This window comes from Cellulomonas sp. NPDC055163 (assembly GCF_053607065.1).
The window spans coordinates 1-14,895 of record NZ_JBSGSU010000016.1; the positions used below are offsets into that span (position 1 = coordinate 1).

At 73.1% G+C, this 14,895-nt stretch carries 14 protein-coding genes; 2 read left to right on the top strand and 12 right to left on the bottom strand.

Annotation, left to right across the window (positions count from 1 at the left end):
- Positions 1-264: 264 nt before the first annotated feature.
- From ACWFNE_RS20435 to ACWFNE_RS20470, 8 genes are all read right to left on the bottom strand, one after another.
- Positions 265-1,368 (bottom strand): sugar kinase, encoded by a 1,104-nt coding sequence (locus ACWFNE_RS20435; RefSeq protein WP_452124261.1) that lies wholly within the window; start codon positions 1,366-1,368, stop codon positions 265-267.
- A 176-nt stretch (positions 1,369-1,544) separates the two neighbouring features.
- The gene (gene eda / locus ACWFNE_RS20440; protein ID WP_452124262.1) at positions 1,545-2,174 is read right to left on the bottom strand and encodes a bifunctional 4-hydroxy-2-oxoglutarate aldolase/2-dehydro-3-deoxy-phosphogluconate aldolase; all 630 of its coding nucleotides are present in this window, start codon (positions 2,172-2,174) and stop codon (positions 1,545-1,547) included.
- Positions 2,175-2,310: 136 nt separating this feature from the next.
- On the bottom strand, positions 2,311-3,117 hold the full coding sequence (locus ACWFNE_RS20445) for an SDR family oxidoreductase (protein ID WP_452124263.1): 807 nt from the start codon (positions 3,115-3,117) through the stop codon (positions 2,311-2,313).
- Positions 3,118-3,157: 40 nt separating this feature from the next.
- Positions 3,158-4,000 carry an IclR family transcriptional regulator gene (locus ACWFNE_RS20450; protein ID WP_452124264.1) on the bottom strand — a complete coding sequence of 281 codons (843 nt, stop codon included), beginning with the start codon at positions 3,998-4,000 and terminating at the stop codon, positions 3,158-3,160.
- Positions 4,001-4,026: 26 nt separating this feature from the next.
- A complete protein-coding gene (kduI, locus tag ACWFNE_RS20455) occupies positions 4,027-4,866 on the bottom strand; it encodes a 5-dehydro-4-deoxy-D-glucuronate isomerase (RefSeq protein ID WP_452124265.1) in 840 nt (279 codons plus the stop codon).
- Positions 4,867-4,978: 112 nt separating this feature from the next.
- Positions 4,979-6,286 (bottom strand): TRAP transporter large permease, encoded by a 1,308-nt coding sequence (locus tag ACWFNE_RS20460; protein WP_452124266.1) that lies wholly within the window; start codon positions 6,284-6,286, stop codon positions 4,979-4,981.
- Positions 6,283-6,882, bottom strand: a complete 600-nt coding sequence (locus ACWFNE_RS20465; protein WP_452124267.1) for a TRAP transporter small permease — start codon at positions 6,880-6,882, stop codon at positions 6,283-6,285. Before ACWFNE_RS20465 ends, ACWFNE_RS20460 begins: the two co-directional genes overlap by 4 nt.
- Before the next feature lie 41 nt (positions 6,883-6,923).
- Positions 6,924-7,964, bottom strand: a complete 1,041-nt coding sequence (locus ACWFNE_RS20470; RefSeq protein WP_452124268.1) for a TRAP transporter substrate-binding protein — start codon at positions 7,962-7,964, stop codon at positions 6,924-6,926.
- 288 nt (positions 7,965-8,252) lie between these two features.
- On the opposite strand from ACWFNE_RS20470, the gene ACWFNE_RS20475 reads away from it, so the two are divergent.
- Positions 8,253-9,206, top strand: coding sequence for a DUF4862 family protein (locus ACWFNE_RS20475; protein WP_452124269.1), 954 nt, complete (start codon positions 8,253-8,255; stop codon positions 9,204-9,206).
- Between the two features lie 39 nt (positions 9,207-9,245).
- Here ACWFNE_RS20475 and ACWFNE_RS20480 read toward each other — a convergent pair whose 3' ends face one another.
- The 3 genes from ACWFNE_RS20480 to ACWFNE_RS20490 form a co-directional block, all read right to left on the bottom strand.
- Positions 9,246-10,019: an IclR family transcriptional regulator gene (locus tag ACWFNE_RS20480; protein ID WP_452124270.1), complete on the bottom strand. Its 774-nt coding sequence runs from the start codon at positions 10,017-10,019 to the stop codon at positions 9,246-9,248.
- Positions 10,020-10,217: 198 nt separating this feature from the next.
- Complete coding sequence (locus ACWFNE_RS20485) at positions 10,218-12,803, bottom strand: ATP-dependent Clp protease ATP-binding subunit (protein ID WP_452124271.1); 2,586 nt, start codon at positions 12,801-12,803, stop codon at positions 10,218-10,220.
- 235 nt (positions 12,804-13,038) lie between these two features.
- Positions 13,039-13,506: an NUDIX hydrolase gene (locus tag ACWFNE_RS20490; protein WP_452124272.1), complete on the bottom strand. Its 468-nt coding sequence runs from the start codon at positions 13,504-13,506 to the stop codon at positions 13,039-13,041.
- Positions 13,507-13,592: 86 nt separating this feature from the next.
- Here ACWFNE_RS20490 and ACWFNE_RS20495 point away from each other — a divergent pair, with 86 nt between their 5' ends.
- Positions 13,593-13,862 carry a hypothetical protein gene (locus tag ACWFNE_RS20495; RefSeq protein WP_452124273.1) on the top strand — a complete coding sequence of 90 codons (270 nt, stop codon included), beginning with the start codon at positions 13,593-13,595 and terminating at the stop codon, positions 13,860-13,862.
- A 137-nt stretch (positions 13,863-13,999) separates the two neighbouring features.
- Here ACWFNE_RS20495 and ACWFNE_RS20500 read toward each other — a convergent pair whose 3' ends face one another.
- Entirely contained in the window at positions 14,000-14,650 is a 651-nt protein-coding gene (locus ACWFNE_RS20500) for a DedA family protein (RefSeq protein WP_452124274.1), read from the bottom strand.
- Positions 14,651-14,895 lie beyond the last annotated feature (245 nt).

The window sequence follows — 14,895 nt, forward strand, 5'->3', positions numbered from 1 at the left end:
GGGACGCTCGGCCGGCGCCGGCGCGGGCGCGGGCGCGGGCGAGGCGGCCGAGCTGGCCGAGATCGACCGGCACGCGGTGGCGGGCGCCGGCGCGCGCTGACCGTGCGCCCGGGGCCGTGCGCCAGAGGCCGTGCGCCAGGGGCCGCCCGACGCGGAGGTCTGGGGACGCGACGGCGGGACGTACGACGGTCCCCCCGGCGCACCGCGCACCCGGGGGACCGTCGTGCTGCGCGGGGCCGGCATCGGCGCCTGCCCCGCGGGTCCTCAGCGGTCGACGCGCGCGCTGCCGCCGCCCGCGAGCTTGAGCACCTCGGCCTTGGTGACCATCGTCGTGTCGCCCGGGGTCGTCATCGCGAGCGCGCCGTGCGCCGCGCCGTACTCGACGGCCGTCCCCAGCGGCTGCCCGTCGAGCAGGCCGTAGATGAGCCCCGACGCGAACGAGTCGCCGCCGCCCACGCGGTCGAGGATCTCGAGGCGCTCGCGGTGCGTGGCCTGCACGACGCCGGTGGCCTTCGACCAGGCGATCGCGCCCCAGTCGTTGACGGTCGCGGACCGCACGGTGCGCAGCGTCGTGCCGATCACGGAGAAGTTCGGGTAGGTCGCCGCGGCCTTCTCGATCATGGCGGTGAACGAGTCGAGCTCCAGCTCGGAGAGGTTCTCGTCGACGCCCTCGACCTCGAAGCCGAGGCTGGCCGTGAAGTCCTCCTCGTTGCCGATCATCACGTCGATGTACGGCGCGATGGCCCGGTTGACCTCCTGGGCCTTGGCCTGGCCGCCGATCGCCTTCCACAGGCTCGGGCGGTAGTTGAGGTCGTAGGAGACGACGGTGCCGTGGCGCTTGGCGGCGGTGACCGCCTCGATCACGGTCTCGGCCGCCGACTCGCTGAGCGCCGCGAAGATGCCGCCGGTGTGCAGCCACCGCGCGCCGAGCGTGCCGAACAGGTGGTCCCAGTCGACGTCGCCGGGCTTGAGCTGGCTCGCAGCGGTGTGCCCGCGGTCGCTCACGCCGACCGCGCCCCGCACCCCGAACCCGCGCTCGGTGAAGTTGAGGCCGTTGCGCACGCTGCGCCCGATGCCGTCGTACGGGATCCAGCGGATGTGCTCGGTGTCGAGCCCGCCGGTGAGGACGAGGTCCTCGACGAGCCGGCCGATCTCGTTGTCGGCGAGCGCGGTGACGATCGCGCCGCGCAGCCCGAACGCACGGCGCAGGCCGCGGGCCACGTTGTACTCGCCGCCACCCTCCCAGGCGCGGAACTGGCGGGCGGTGCGGATGCGGCCCTCGCCGGGGTCGAGCCGCAGCATGACCTCGCCGAGGGAGACGATGTCGTAGCGGCACTCGGACGCGGGGCGGATCTGGAGCTCGGTCATCGGGGGCTTCCTCGTCGGGGTCGGGCGGGCACGGGGTGCGGCAGGTGCGGCGTGCTGCGGGTGCGGGGTGGCGCGGGTGCTGCGGGGTGCGGCGACCGAGGTCGTCGGGTCCGGGCGGGCGCCGCGGAGGTCACGCCTCCCCAGGGCCCCGCGTCCCGGTCCGGGTCGTCCGGCGGTCAGGCGCCGCGGGCGGCGAGCCCGACGGCGGCGGCGGTGAGCTCGGCGATGCCGGCGGTGTCGCGCGCCCGGATCCTCTCGCGCGGGACCATCCACGAGCCGCCGACGGCGGTGACGGACGGCAGCGCGAGGTACTCGTGCAGGTTCGTCGGGCTCACGCCGCCGGTGGGCACGAACCGCACGCCGCCGAACGGTGCGGCGAGCGCGGCGATCGCCGGTGCACCGCCGGAGGTGCCCGCGGGGAAGAACTTGACGGTGGTGAGCCCGAGCTCGAGGGCCGCCTGGACCTCGGTCGCGGTGACCGCGCCGGGCAGGGCGAGGACGCCGAGCTCGTGGCAGCGCTCGACGACCGCGCGGCTCGTGCCCGGCGAGACGACGTAGCTCGCGCCCGCGGCGACGGCCTGGTCGACCTGCCCGACGGTGAGCACGGTCCCGGCGCCGACGAGCACGTCGCCGCGGTCGGCGAGGACGCGGATCGCGTCGGCCGCGGCAGCGGTGCGGAACGTGACCTCGGCGACGGGGAGGCCGCCGGCTACGAGCGCGTCCCCGAGGGCCGAGGCGTCCGCGGCGTCGTCGAGCACCACCACAGGGACGAGGCGGGCCTCGGCGAGGGCTGACAGGGTGTCCATCCGGCTTCCATTCCGCTAGGCGTAATGTGCGTGTCGTTGTGTGAAACGACTGTCGCACACGAACGCCCCACGGCTCAACCCTGGCGGCGGGCGGGCTGCGCGGCGCGCACCGCCGCGGCCCGCGCCGGCCGCACCGTCAGCGCGCGAGCCAGCCGCCGTCGACCGGGAGGATCGCGCCGTTGACGTAGTCCGCGGCGTGCGAGCACAGGAACAGCACCGCACCCGCGATGTCGGAGGGCAGCGCCCACCGCCCCGCCGGGATCCGGCCGAGGATCTCGTCGCTGCGCGCCCGGTCCTGACGCAGGTCGCGGGTGTTCGCGGTGGCGACGTACCCGGGCGCGACGGCGTTGACGTTGACGCCCGACTCGGCCCACTCGTTCGCCAGCGCACGCGTGAGCCCCGCGATGCCCGACTTCGACGACGTGTAGCCGGGCACGTTGATGCCGCCCTGGAAGCTCAGCATCGACGCGGTGTTCACGATCTTGCCCGAGCCCCGCGCGACCATCGTGCGGCCGACCTCGCGCGAGAGCACGAACGCCGAGCGCAGGTTCACGTCGAGCACGTGGTCGAAGTCCTCGTCGGAGTGCAGCGCCGCGGGCGTCCGGCGGATCGTCCCGCCGTTGTTCACCAGGATGTCGACGTCGCGCGCCGCGAGGTCGGCGGCCAGCGCCGTGACCTGCGCGCGGTCCGAGAAGTCCGCCCGCAGCGGGACGAACGTGCGACCGAGCCCCTCGACGACCGACCGGACCTCGCTCGCGCCGGCGGGCATCTCGTGGCTCACGCCCACGACGTCGGCGCCCGCCGAGGCCAGCGCCTCGGCGATCGCGAGGCCGATCCCGCGGCTCGCCCCGGTCACGACGGCGAGCCGGCCCGAGAGCCCGAGCAGGCTCTCGGCGTACGCGGCGGTGCTGTGCGGTGTCGCGGGACTCGTGGCGGTGGTCATGTCGGCTCTCCTGGCGAAGGGTGGCGAGCCGACCGGAGGGTCAGCCCGTGTGACCGAGCGCCGCGGAGATCCGCTCCGCGGTCGCGACGGCCAAGGGGGCCATCGCCTCGATCTGGTCGATGCTGTGCTCGAGCGTCAGGGTCGAGATGCTGACGCCGTAGGTGATGCTGTGCGTGGTGTCCCGGATCGGTGCGGCGACGCAGGCGACCCCCGGGACGTTCTCCTCGCGGTCCATCGCGTAGCCGAGCCGCCGGATCTCGGCGACCTCGGCGCGCAGCGCGTCGAGGGTCGTGATCGTGTGCGGGGTCCGGCGCGGCAGGCCGACGCGCTCGACGAAGCGCTCGAGCCCCTGGTCGGTGAAGCCGCTGAGCACGGCCTTGCCGATCCCCGAGGTGTGCAGCGGGATCGCGAGGCCGACACGCGACGGCATGAGGTACGGCTTGTCGGAGTCCGCGCGGACCAGGTAGACGATCTCGTCGCCGTTCTTGGCCCCCACGTGCACCGTGCAGTGCGTCCTCTCGACGAGCTCGTCGACGAACGGCTGGGCGATCGCCGCGATGTCGATGCGCGCCATCGCCTGCCCCGCGAGCGACAGGATCTTGGGCCCCGGCAGGTAGGTGCCGTCCGCGGCCAGCGAGACGAACTGCCGGTCGATGAGCGTCGCGAGGATCCGGTGCGTCGTGGCCTTCGCGAGCCCCGTCGCCTCGACGACGTCGGTGAACCGGCCGTGCGCCATCGCGGCCTCGAGCACGAGCAGAGTCTTCTCGCTCGCCCCCAGCACCGGCGCGACGTGCGCGACCGGAGCGCCGGGGCCGGCGTGGAGGGTGCCCGGCGGCTGGTCTCCTCGTCGAGTGCCTGGTGCGGGCGTCGAGTCGGTGACCATGTCCGTCTGCCTGTCGTCGGTGCGCGTCAGCGCATGTCGGTGATGGGGTGCCCATCCATGTCGTCGAACGCCTGATTCTCGCCTGCCATGGCCCACACGAACGAGTAGCTCGCGGTACCGACCCCGGAGTGCACCGACCAGCTCGGGGAGATCACCGCCTCCTGGTTGCCGACGAGCAGGTGGCGCGTCTCGTCGGGCCGGCCCAGGAGGTGCACCACGCGCGCGTCCGCCGGCAGGTCGAAGTAGAGGTACGCCTCGGTCCGGCGGTCGTGCGTGTGCGCGGGCATCGTGTTCCACATGCTGCCCGGGTGCAGCTGCGTGACCCCCATGACGAGCTGGCAGCTGCGGACGCCGTCCTCGTGGACGTACTGGGTGAGCGTGCGCCGGTTCGACGTGAGCGGGTCGCCGAGCTCGCGCACGGTGCCCTCCCCCGCGGCGACGAACGTCGTCGGGAAGGACGCGTGCGCGGGCGCCGAGGCGACGTAGAACCGGGCCGGGCCGGCCGCGCCGCCGGCGTCCGTCGACGCGAAGGTGACCCGCTCGGCCCCGCGGCCGACGTACAGGCACGAGCCGTGCCCGGCGTCGTACGTGGTGCCGTCCACGGTGATCGTGCCCGGCCCGCCGACGTTGACGATCCCGGCCTCGCGGCGGGCGAGGAACTGCTCGCTGCGGATCTCGGGGGCGCCGACGAGGTCGAGCGGCGCGTCGGTGGGGACGGCACCGGCGAGGACGAGGCGGTCGTGGTGGGTGAGGACCGAGCGGACCTCGCCGTCGACGAACAGGTCGGGGACGAGGTACCGGCTGCGCAGCCCGGCGGTGTCGAGGCCGGGCACCTGGTCGGGGCTGGTGGCGTAACGCTGTTCCATGGAGTGCCTCTCACGGCGTCGGGGGTGTCGGAGGTGTCGGGATGAGTCCGGAGGTCCCGCGGGTCGCGGGCCGGGCGACGGGGGTGGCACGCACCACCCCCGTCGCGTCCAGCTACAGGAGGCCGAAGAGCCCGGGCAGCCACAGGGACAGCTGCGGCACGAACGTCACGAGGAAGAGCACCGCGACGAGCGTGAGGAAGAACGGCGTGAGGCGGGCGATGACGGCCTCGACCCGCACCTCGGACACCTGGGCGCCCACGAACAGCACCGGGGCCGAGGGCGGTGAGATCACCGCGATGCACAGGTTGAAGGTCATCATGATCCCGAAGTGCACCGGGTGGATCCCGTAGCTCTCGGCGATCGGCAGGAAGATCGGCGTGAAGATGAGGATCGCCGGCGTCGCGTCCAGCGGGATGCCGATGACCAGCAGGATCAGCATCATGATCAGCAGGACGACGACCTTCGAGTCGGTGAACCCGAACAGCGCGTCGGCGATGAGCTGCGGCATCCGCGTGAAGCTCATGACGAACGACATGATCGACGAGACACCGATGAGGAAGATCACGACCGAGCTGGTGCGGGCCGCCGAGTAGAGGATGCGCGGCAGGTCGCGCAGCCCGATCGCCCGGTAGAGGAACGACAGCAGCAGCGAGTACACCACCGCGATCGCCGAGCCCTCGGTGGGGGTGAACAGCCCCCCGATGATGCCGCCGATCACGACGACCACGAGCGTCAGCGAGGGCAGCGCCTGGACGAAGACCCGGCCGATCTCGCCCAGGCTCGCCCAGGCCGGGGCCCGCAGCTCACGGTGCTTCCGGGCGTAGAACCACACGGCTGCCATGCACGCGGCACCCCACAGGACGCCCGGGACGTAGCCGGCGAGGAACAGCGCCCCCACCGACGTCCCGCCGCTGGCCAGGGCGTACACGATCATGAGGTTGCTCGGCGGGATGAGCATGCCGCTCGGCGCCGAGGCCACGTTCGTCGCCGCGGTGAACGCCCGGTCGTACCCCTCGCGGGCCTGCATCGGCGCCATCGTGGTGCCGACCGCCGCCGCCGCCGCGATCGCGGAGCCGCTGACCGAGCCGAACAGCATGTTCGCCAGGACGTTCGTCTGCGCGAGCGGCGCCGGCGTCCGCCCGACGAGGACCTTCGCGAGGTTGATCAGCCGGGTCGCTATCCCGCCGTTGTTCATGATCCCGCCGGCCAGGACGAAGAACGGGATCGCGAGCAGCGCGAACGAGTTGACCCCATGGAACATCCGCTGCGCGGACGTCGAGGCGCCGTTCTCGAGGCCCAGCACCAGGATCATCGAGACGGCCGACGGGAGCCCGATGCTGATGCTGATCGGCGCGCCGATCAGCATCAGCACCACCATCCCGCCCACGAGGACCAGGGCGACGAGCCCGACGTCGGTCACAGCTCTACCCCGTCCTCGGGTGCGATCGTCTGGACGCCCGCGTACCGCGGGGAGAACGTCTGGACGAGGTGCAGCAGCAGGTAGAACGTCACCAGGACCCCGGCGACAGGCACCGCGAGGTACAGCACCCCCGCGGAGACCGGCAGCACCGGGTTGGCCTGGTGCCAGTTCTGCATCGCGTTCGTCCAGCCGCCCCACACCATGACGAGAAGCGCGAAGCTCAGCGTCGCGAGGTACGCGACGATCTCGAGCACCCGCTGCGCGGCGACCGGCGCCTTCTGGACGAAGTAGTCGATCGCCACGTCCGCCTTCTCGCCGGTCGCGATCGAGATGCCGATGAGGCTGAGCCAGATGAACACGTAGCGCGCGGCCTCCTCGGTCCACACGCTCGGCTCCGACAGGACCAGGCGGGTGAGCACCTGCCACGTCACGAGCACGACGAGCAGCGCGAAGAGCGTCACGCAGATCGCGCGCAACGCGGTGTCGAGCACCGCCGTGTACGGCGACGAGGGAGGCCCCGCAGCCGGCGGGGAGGCGGGCTCGTCAGGGGGTGGGGGTCCGCCGGGGGACGGCGGCGTGCCGGGGGTGGAGGTCATCGTCGGTCAGGTCCTTCGCGGGTCGGGTGTGGGGGCGGCGCTCACTCGGCGGCGGCGCGGACCTTCGCGTGGATCTCGCGGATGACGTCGTTGTCGAGCTTCGACTCGGTCAGCGGCGCGATCACCTCGGCGAACGCGTCGGCGTCGACCTCGTTGAACGTCGCGCCGTCGGCCTCGGCCATCTCCTTGGCGACCTCGATCTCGGTCTCCCAGAGCTCGCCCTCCTCCTCGACGGCGGCGGCGAGCTCCTCCTCGAAGATCTCGCGGACGTCGTCCGGGAGCCCGTCCATGACCTTCGGGTTGGTGAGGAGGTAGTCGGGCAGCATGAGGTGCCTGGTGTAGCTGAAGTACGGCGCGACCTCGGAGTGCTTGACGTTCGCGTAGGTCAGCTCGTTGTTCTCCGCGCCGTCGATCACGCCGGACTGGATCGCGGTGTACACCTCGCCCATCCCCATGGGGGTGCCCGTGCCGCCCATGAGCCGCATCATCTCGATGTTCGTGTCGGACTCGATGACGCGGACCTTCATCCCCTCGAGGTCCGCGGGCGTCTCGATGGGGCCCTTCGCGTTGTACATCGAGCGGACGCCGCCGTGGAACGAGGCGAGGACGTGCAGCCCCTCGGCGTCGAGCGAGGAGTAGAGCTCCTCGACGATCTCGGGGTCGTTCGTCGTGGTGCGCTGGTGCTCCTGCGAGTCGAAGGTGAACGGCAGGTTGAAGACGACGAAGTCGGGGTTGTAGTTCTCGAGGAGCGGGCTCGCGACGATCGTGAACTCGATCGCGCCGGACTGGACGAGCTCGATCGTCTCCTTCTGCGCACCGAGGGTCTCGTTGGGGAAGACCTCGATGTCGTACGCGCCGTCGGTGCGCTCCTTGATGCGGTCCCCCATCGCGTCGAGGGCGCGGAACTGCGGGTGGTTGGGCTGCTGGTTGAACGCCAGCTTGAAGGTCGTCGTGGCGCCGCCGCCCGAGCCTGCGCCCTCGCTCGGGCCGGCTGCCGCGGTCCCGCCCTCGGCGCCGCAGGCGGCCAGAGCGAGCACGGCGCCGATCGCGGTGGTGACGGAAACGACGGTGTTTCGCCTCATCGTGAGCTCCTTGTCGGCCCACGCTCGTGGGCTCTCGTGCGCTCCGCGGGGAGCGTCGGGGGTGTGCCGTGCGCGGCGTCGGTGCTGCGGCGGCGGTGTTGCGCGGGTCTCGACCTCGGTGTCAGACTTCCGTGGAACTCAGTTCCACAGTGCGGAACCGTAGCCGGGCGAATCGGTCCGGTCAACCGTCCAGGGCACCGGGCCGTCGGCCCCGATCCCGGGGCGCCGCACGCCCGTACGACGCACCACCACCCCCGGCAGCGCAGCCGGCACACCGACGGAGGACGCATGACGACGTTCGAGAACCTGTTCCTGTCCGGCTACATCGCGGCGCCGACCGACCCCGTGCAGGAGGACGCGTTCTTCGACTCGCTCGCCGACCTCGGCCTCGGCGGGCTCGAGCTCGCCGTCGCCCCGGAGGGCACCCGGACGCTCGACCTCACCTGGATCGCCCGGCACGTGCAGCCGACGTGGGACCTCGTCCTGTCGCTCGTGCCGACGATGATGGTGCGGCTCGGCACCGAGCCGGCCTACGGGCTCGCCTCCGCGGACGAGACGCAGCGCCGGCGGGCGCTCGCCGACGTGGCCCGCGCCCGCGACCTCGCGACGTCGCTCGCGCAGGCCGACGGCCGGCGCCGGGTCGGCGCGATCGAGATCCACACCGCCCCCGGCCCCGTGCACGGCACCCGCGAGGCGTTCAGCCGCTCGCTCGACGAGATCCTCACCTGGGACCTCGCCGGCGCCGAGCTGCTCGTCGAGCACTGCGACGCGCACGTGCCTGGGCAGCGCGCCGCCAAGGGCTTCTTCACGCTCGACGACGAGCTCGCGACCGTGCAGTCCTACGGGCTCGCCCCCGACGTGCTCGGCATGGCCGTCAACTGGGGCCGGTCCGCGATCGAGGGCCGCGACCCCGCCCTCGCCGTCGAGCACACGCAGGCCGTCGCCGAGGCGGGCCTGCTGCGCGTGCTCGCGCTCTCGGGCGCGACGGACGTCGAGTCGGCCTGGGGCGTGCCGTGGGCCGACACCCACATTCCCTCCCGGGGCGACGCACCGGCGCTCGAGGCGTCCTCGGTGTCGCTGCTCGGACCCGACGAGATCGCGGCGACGCTCAAGGCCGCCGGCGACGTGCCGCGGGTCGGGCTCAAGGCCGCCGTCCGGCCCGCCGACGCCGACGTCGCCACCCGGGTCGCCGTCGTGGCCGCGACCCTGCGGCAGATCGCGGAGGCGCGCGCCGCGCTCTGAGCTCCGCCGACGGGCCCGGACCGGACGCGAGGGAGCGGGCTACGGCAGCGTCAGCCCCGCGGGCAGCAGCGCCGGGAGGATCGCCCGGATCTGCTCGTGCAGCGACGTGAAGCGCTCGGCGGTCATCCGCTCGGCGGGTGCCGTGACGCTCACCGCGGCGATCGCCGTCCCGGAGCGCAGGAGCGGGACGGCGAGGCAGCTGATGCCCGGCTCGTTCTCCTGCTCCTCGGTCGCGAAGCCGCGCTGCCGGGCCCGCGCGAGCAGCGCCGCCGTGGCGTCCGCATCGAGCCGGGCCCGGTCGCCGGCCGCGCGCAGGTACCCCGCCAGCACCGCGCCGTCCGCGCCGCGGTGGGCCAGCAGCGCCCGGCCGAGCGCGGTCGTGACCGCGGGGCTGCGCCGCCCGACCGCGGACCACACCCGCAGCGGGCGTTCCGGCTCGACCTTGTCGAGGTACACGACCTCCGACCCGCTCAGCACGCCGAGGTGCACGAGCTCGTCGGCCGCCTCGCAGAGCGCGACGAGCGCCGGGTGCAGCAGCGCGGGCAGGTTCTCGTCGCTGAGGAAGTCGTCGCCGAGCTGCGTGGCCGCCGGTCCGAGCACGTACGCGCCGGTGGCCGGGTCCTGCGTGACGAAGCCGCGGAACCGCAGCGCCGCCAGTGCGCGGTGCACGGTCGTCTTGTTGAGGTCGAGCGACGACGCGAGCTCCGCGAGGGTCAGCCCACGGGCTCCCGCGCGCGCAAGCTGCTGGAGCGCGAGCAGCGCCCGGTCGACCGCCTCGACCGGCGACCCGACCTCACGTGCCGCGTCCGTCATCGCGCTCCGCCTCCTGTGCTCCTGACCGTCCGGCCCGCCGTCGACCGGCCCGAGGCCGGCACCGCCTCACCGTAGAGGACCACCGCGCGGCGCCGGACGCGACCCGACCCGGGACCGCTGTGCGGCCCCGGACGCGACCCGACCCGGGACCGCTGCGCGGTCCCGGGTCGGGTCGGTCGTGCTGTGCTGCTCGCCTGCTCAGCCGAGCTGCGTCTGCGGCCCCGCGCCCAGCTCGCCGGGTGCGGCCGACGGCGGCGCGGCCGGCAGGTCGATCCCCGAGTTCGGGGTCCCCACCGCGGCACCGACCGGGACCGGGTCCTTCGTGAGCGACGTGCGCGGCTTCCCGGTGAAGTGGAACTCCCCGAGGATGCCCTCGCCCTCGGCGTCGACCACGACCGTCTGACCGGCCTTGATCTCACCGAACAGGATCTTCTCGGACAGGACGTCCTCGATCTCCCGCTGGATCGCCCGGCGCAGCGGCCGCGCCCCGAGGACCGGGTCGTAGCCCTTCTCCGAGAGGAGCTTCTTCGCCGCGTCCGTGAGCTCGAGGCTCATGTCCTTGTCGCGCAGGCGGACGTCGAGCTTGGCGATCATCAGGTCGACGATCGCGAAGATCTCCGGCTGCGAGAGCTGCGGGAAGACGACCACGTCGTCGACGCGGTTGAGGAACTCCGGGCGGAAGTGCTGCTTGAGCTCGTCGTTGACCTTCCCCTTCATGCGCTCGTACGACGTCGACAGGTCCCCGCCGGCCTGGAAGCCGGTCTGCAGGCCCTTGGCGATGTCCCGGGTGCCGAGGTTCGTGGTCATGATGATGACGGTGTTCTTGAAGTCGACCACCCGGCCCTGCGAGTCGGTCAGGCGACCGTCCTCGAGGATCTGCAGCAGCGAGTTGAAGATGTCCGCGTGCGCCTTCTCGACCTCGTCGAACAGGACGACCGAGAACGGCTTGCGGCGCACCTTCTCCGTGAGCTGACCGCCCTCGTCGTACCCGACGTAGCCGGGGGGCGAGCCGAACAGCCGCGAGACGGTGTGCTTCTCCGAGAACTCCGACATGTCGAGCTGGATCAGCGCGTCCTCGTCCCCGAAGAGGAACTCGGCGAGCGCCTTGGCCAGCTCGGTCTTCCCGACGCCCGTGGGCCCCGCGAAGATGAACGACCCACCGGGACGCTTCGGGTCCTTGAGGCCCGCACGCGTGCGCCGGATGGCCTGCGAGAGCGCCTTGATCGCGGCCTCCTGGCCGACGACGCGCTTGTGCAGCTCGTCCTCCATGTGGAGCAGCCGGCTCGACTCCTCCTCGGTGAGCTTGAACACCGGGATGCCCGTGGCGAGCGCGAGGACCTCGGCGATCAGCTCCTCGTCGACCTCCGCGACCGCGTCGAGGTCGCCGGACTTCCAGGCCTTCTCCTTCTCGATCCGCTTGAGGCCGAGCTGCTTCTCGGCGTCGCGCAGGCGAGCGGCCTTCTCGAAGTCCTGCTCGTCGATCGCGGACTCCTTGTCGCGGCGCGTCTCGGCGATCTGCTCGTCGAGCTCGCGCAGCTCCGGCGGAGCCGTCATGCGACGGATGCGCAGGCGGGCACCGGCCTCGTCGACCAGGTCGATCGCCTTGTCGGGGAGGAACCGGTCGTTGACGTAGCGGTCCGCGAGCGTCGCCGCAGCGACGAGCGCACCGTCGGTGATCGAGACGCGGTGGTGCGCCTCGTAGCGGTCGCGCAGGCCCTTGAGGATCTCGATGGCGTGCTTGAGGTTCGGCTCCGCGACCTGGATCGGCTGGAACCGGCGCTCGAGCGCGGCGTCCTTCTCGACGTACTTGCGGTACTCCTCGAGGGTCGTCGCACCGATCGTCTGGAGCTCGCCACGGGCCAGCATCGGCTTGAGGATGCTCGCGGCGTCGATCGCGCCCTCGGCGGCACCCGCACCCACGAGGGTGTGGATCTCGTCGATGAACAGGATGATGTCGCCGCGCGTGCGGATCTCCTTGAGGACCTTCTTCAGGCGCTCCTCGAAGTCACCGCGGTACCGGCTGCCGGCCACGAGCGCACCCAGGTCGAGCGTGTAGAGCTGCTTGTCCTTGAGCGTCTCGGGGACGTCGCCGCGCACGATGTCCTGCGCGAGGCCCTCGACGATCGCCGTCTTGCCGACGCCGGGCTCGCCGATCAGCACCGGGTTGTTCTTGGTGCGGCGCGACAGCACCTGCATGACCCGCTCGATCTCCTTCTCGCGCCCGATGACCGGGTCGAGCTTGCCGTCGCGCGCGGCCTGCGTGAGGTTGCGCCCGAACTGGTCGAGGACGGCGGAGCCGGACGGCTGACCCTCGGCGGGGCCGCCCGAGGCGACGGGCTCCTTGCCCTGGTAGCCGGACAGGAGCTGGATGACCTGCTGGCGCACGCGGTTGAGGTCGGCGCCGAGCTTGTTGAGGACCTGGGCGGCGACGCCCTCCCCCTCGCGGATGAGGCCGAGCAGGATGTGCTCGGTCCCGATGTAGTTGTGGCCGAGCTGCAGCGCCTCGCGCAGAGACAGCTCGAGCACCTTCTTGGCGCGCGGGGTGAAGGGGATGTGACCGGACGGGGCCTGCTGGCCCTCGCCGATGATCTCCTGCACCTGGGCGCGGACGGCGTCCAGCGAGATGCCGAGCGACTCCAGCGCCTTGGCGGCGACACCCTCACCCTCGTGGATCAGCCCCAGGAGGATGTGCTCGGTCCCGATGTAGTTGTGGTTGAGCATCCGCGCCTCTTCCTGGGCGAGGACGACCACGCGGCGGGCTCGGTCCGTGAATCTCTCGAACATGTGCACACTCCTCACGAGCAGCGCTCGTCCCGGCTGAGCGCCCGGGACAGGTCGGCGTTGTTCGACTGTAACGGCGCGACCCCCCGCCTACTGCCCGTGTTCGCCGCAGGCGTGACGCGGCCACCCGCGGCGCCGGGGAGCGCTGCGGGTGGGCGGGTGGCGAGGGTCGCGGAGCCACGGGTGCGTGCGGGTCGCGGAGCGTCGGGTCCGCGCGGGTCGTGCGTGCAGCCTCGGGTCAGCGCCCGCGGTACGGGACGACGCGCGCGCCGGCGCCCGGCGCGTCGTCGAGCAGCCCGGCCATCGCCAGCCCGCGGTCCACGAGCCGGACCCGGTCGAGCGCGGGCACCTGGTCGAGCCGGAACCAGCGCGCGGCGTCCGTCGTCCCGCCGACCTCGGCGCGCAGCTCCCCGCCGGTGACGCGCGCGCGGTAGACGACCCGGATGGCGTGCGCGTCGACCGCGGGCTGCACGATCCGCTCCGCCGCCGGGACCACGACCGAGTCGATCCCGAGGAGCCCCTCGAGCTCGGCGGTGTAGCCGGTCTCCTCGAGGATCTCGCGCACGGCGGCGTCGGCCGGGTCCTCGCCGGGGTCGATCCCGCCCCCGGGGAGCGTCCAGCCGGAGTGGCCGTCGAGCACCCAGTGGGCGAGCAGCACCCGGCCGTCGTCGACCACGATCCCGTAGGCGGCGATCCGTGTCTCCACCTGCGCGAGCGTACCCACCGGTCCCGAGGACGGCGCGTTCGCGCGGGCCCTAGCATGCGGACCACCTCTCAGGACGGAGCACACCCATGGCTGATGTCGGCGTCGCGTTCGGCGTCCTGCTCGTCGCGCTCGTGGTCGGCGGGCTCACGCTCGCGGTCCGCTCCGCGCGCCACCCACCCCGGCCGCGCGCGGCCCCGTCGGGGCGGCACGACGGCGGCTCGTGGGGCGGGGACGGCGGGGACGGCGGGGGGCACGGCGGGCACCACCACGGCTCCGGCTGGGGCGGGCACGACGGCGGGGGCTGGGGCGGCGACGGCGGTGGCGGCGACGGGGGTGGTGGCGGTGGCGGTGACTGAGCGGCCTACCGGCGCCGCGCGGGCGTCACGTGCCCTGACGCCCGCGCAGCACCGGTAGCGGGTGGCGGCGCGTCTCAGCGCGGGTGCGGGCGTAGGCGTGGGAGACGCACCGGCGCGCGCGGCGCCCGGGCTCCGTCTCAGCGTGCCGCAGCGTCCTCGCGCGACCGGCTGCGCAGGCGCTTGCGGGCGAACACCCCGATCGCGACGGCGAACGCCGCGTAGATCGCGTAGTTGATGTAGTCGCTGTACTCGCCGATGCGCGTCCAGCGGCTGCCGAGCGCGTAGCCGAGCGTCACGAGCACGCCGTTGTAGACCAGGCTGCCGAGCGTCGTGTACGCGAGGAAGCGCCCGAGCGGCATGCGCTCGACGCCCGCGGGGATCGACACGAGGCTGCGCACCACCGGCACGCACCGCCCGATCAGCACCGCCGAGCCGCCGTGCCGGTGGAACCAGTCCTCGGCGCGCTGGACGTCGCGCGGCTCGACGAGCGGCAGCCGGTCGGCGATGCGCTGGAGGCGGTCGGACCCCAGCCGCATGCCCGCCCAGTACAGGACGAGCGCCCCGACGACGGAGCCCGCCGTCGCGCCGACGACCGCGAGCGCGAGCGACATCCGGCCCTGCCCGGCCAGCAGCCCGGCGACGGGCAGCACGACCTCGCTCGGGATCGGCGGGAACACGGTCTCGAGGACGACGAGGACGCCGACACCGACCGGGCCGAGGAGCTCGACGGTCGAGACGGCCCACCCGGCGAGGCCCGTGAGCTGGGACGGGTCGGCGTGGCTGAGCACCGGTCCAGCAGAACATGCGGCGCGGGCCCGGGCACCCGGAGCGTGCGGCGCACCTCCGCGGGTCGGGGGTGTTGCGGGCGTGTGAGCGCACGGCCCGCCACGTGAAACCCGCGTGAACACCGGCGGCAGCGCCTTGTGGTGACCTCGCGGGCGCGAGGACGCTGGGACGACCACCCTCCGAGAGCCGCCGGCACGAGGGAGCACCGTGACGTCCCACCCCGCACCGCAGCCGCGCTTGGCCGCCG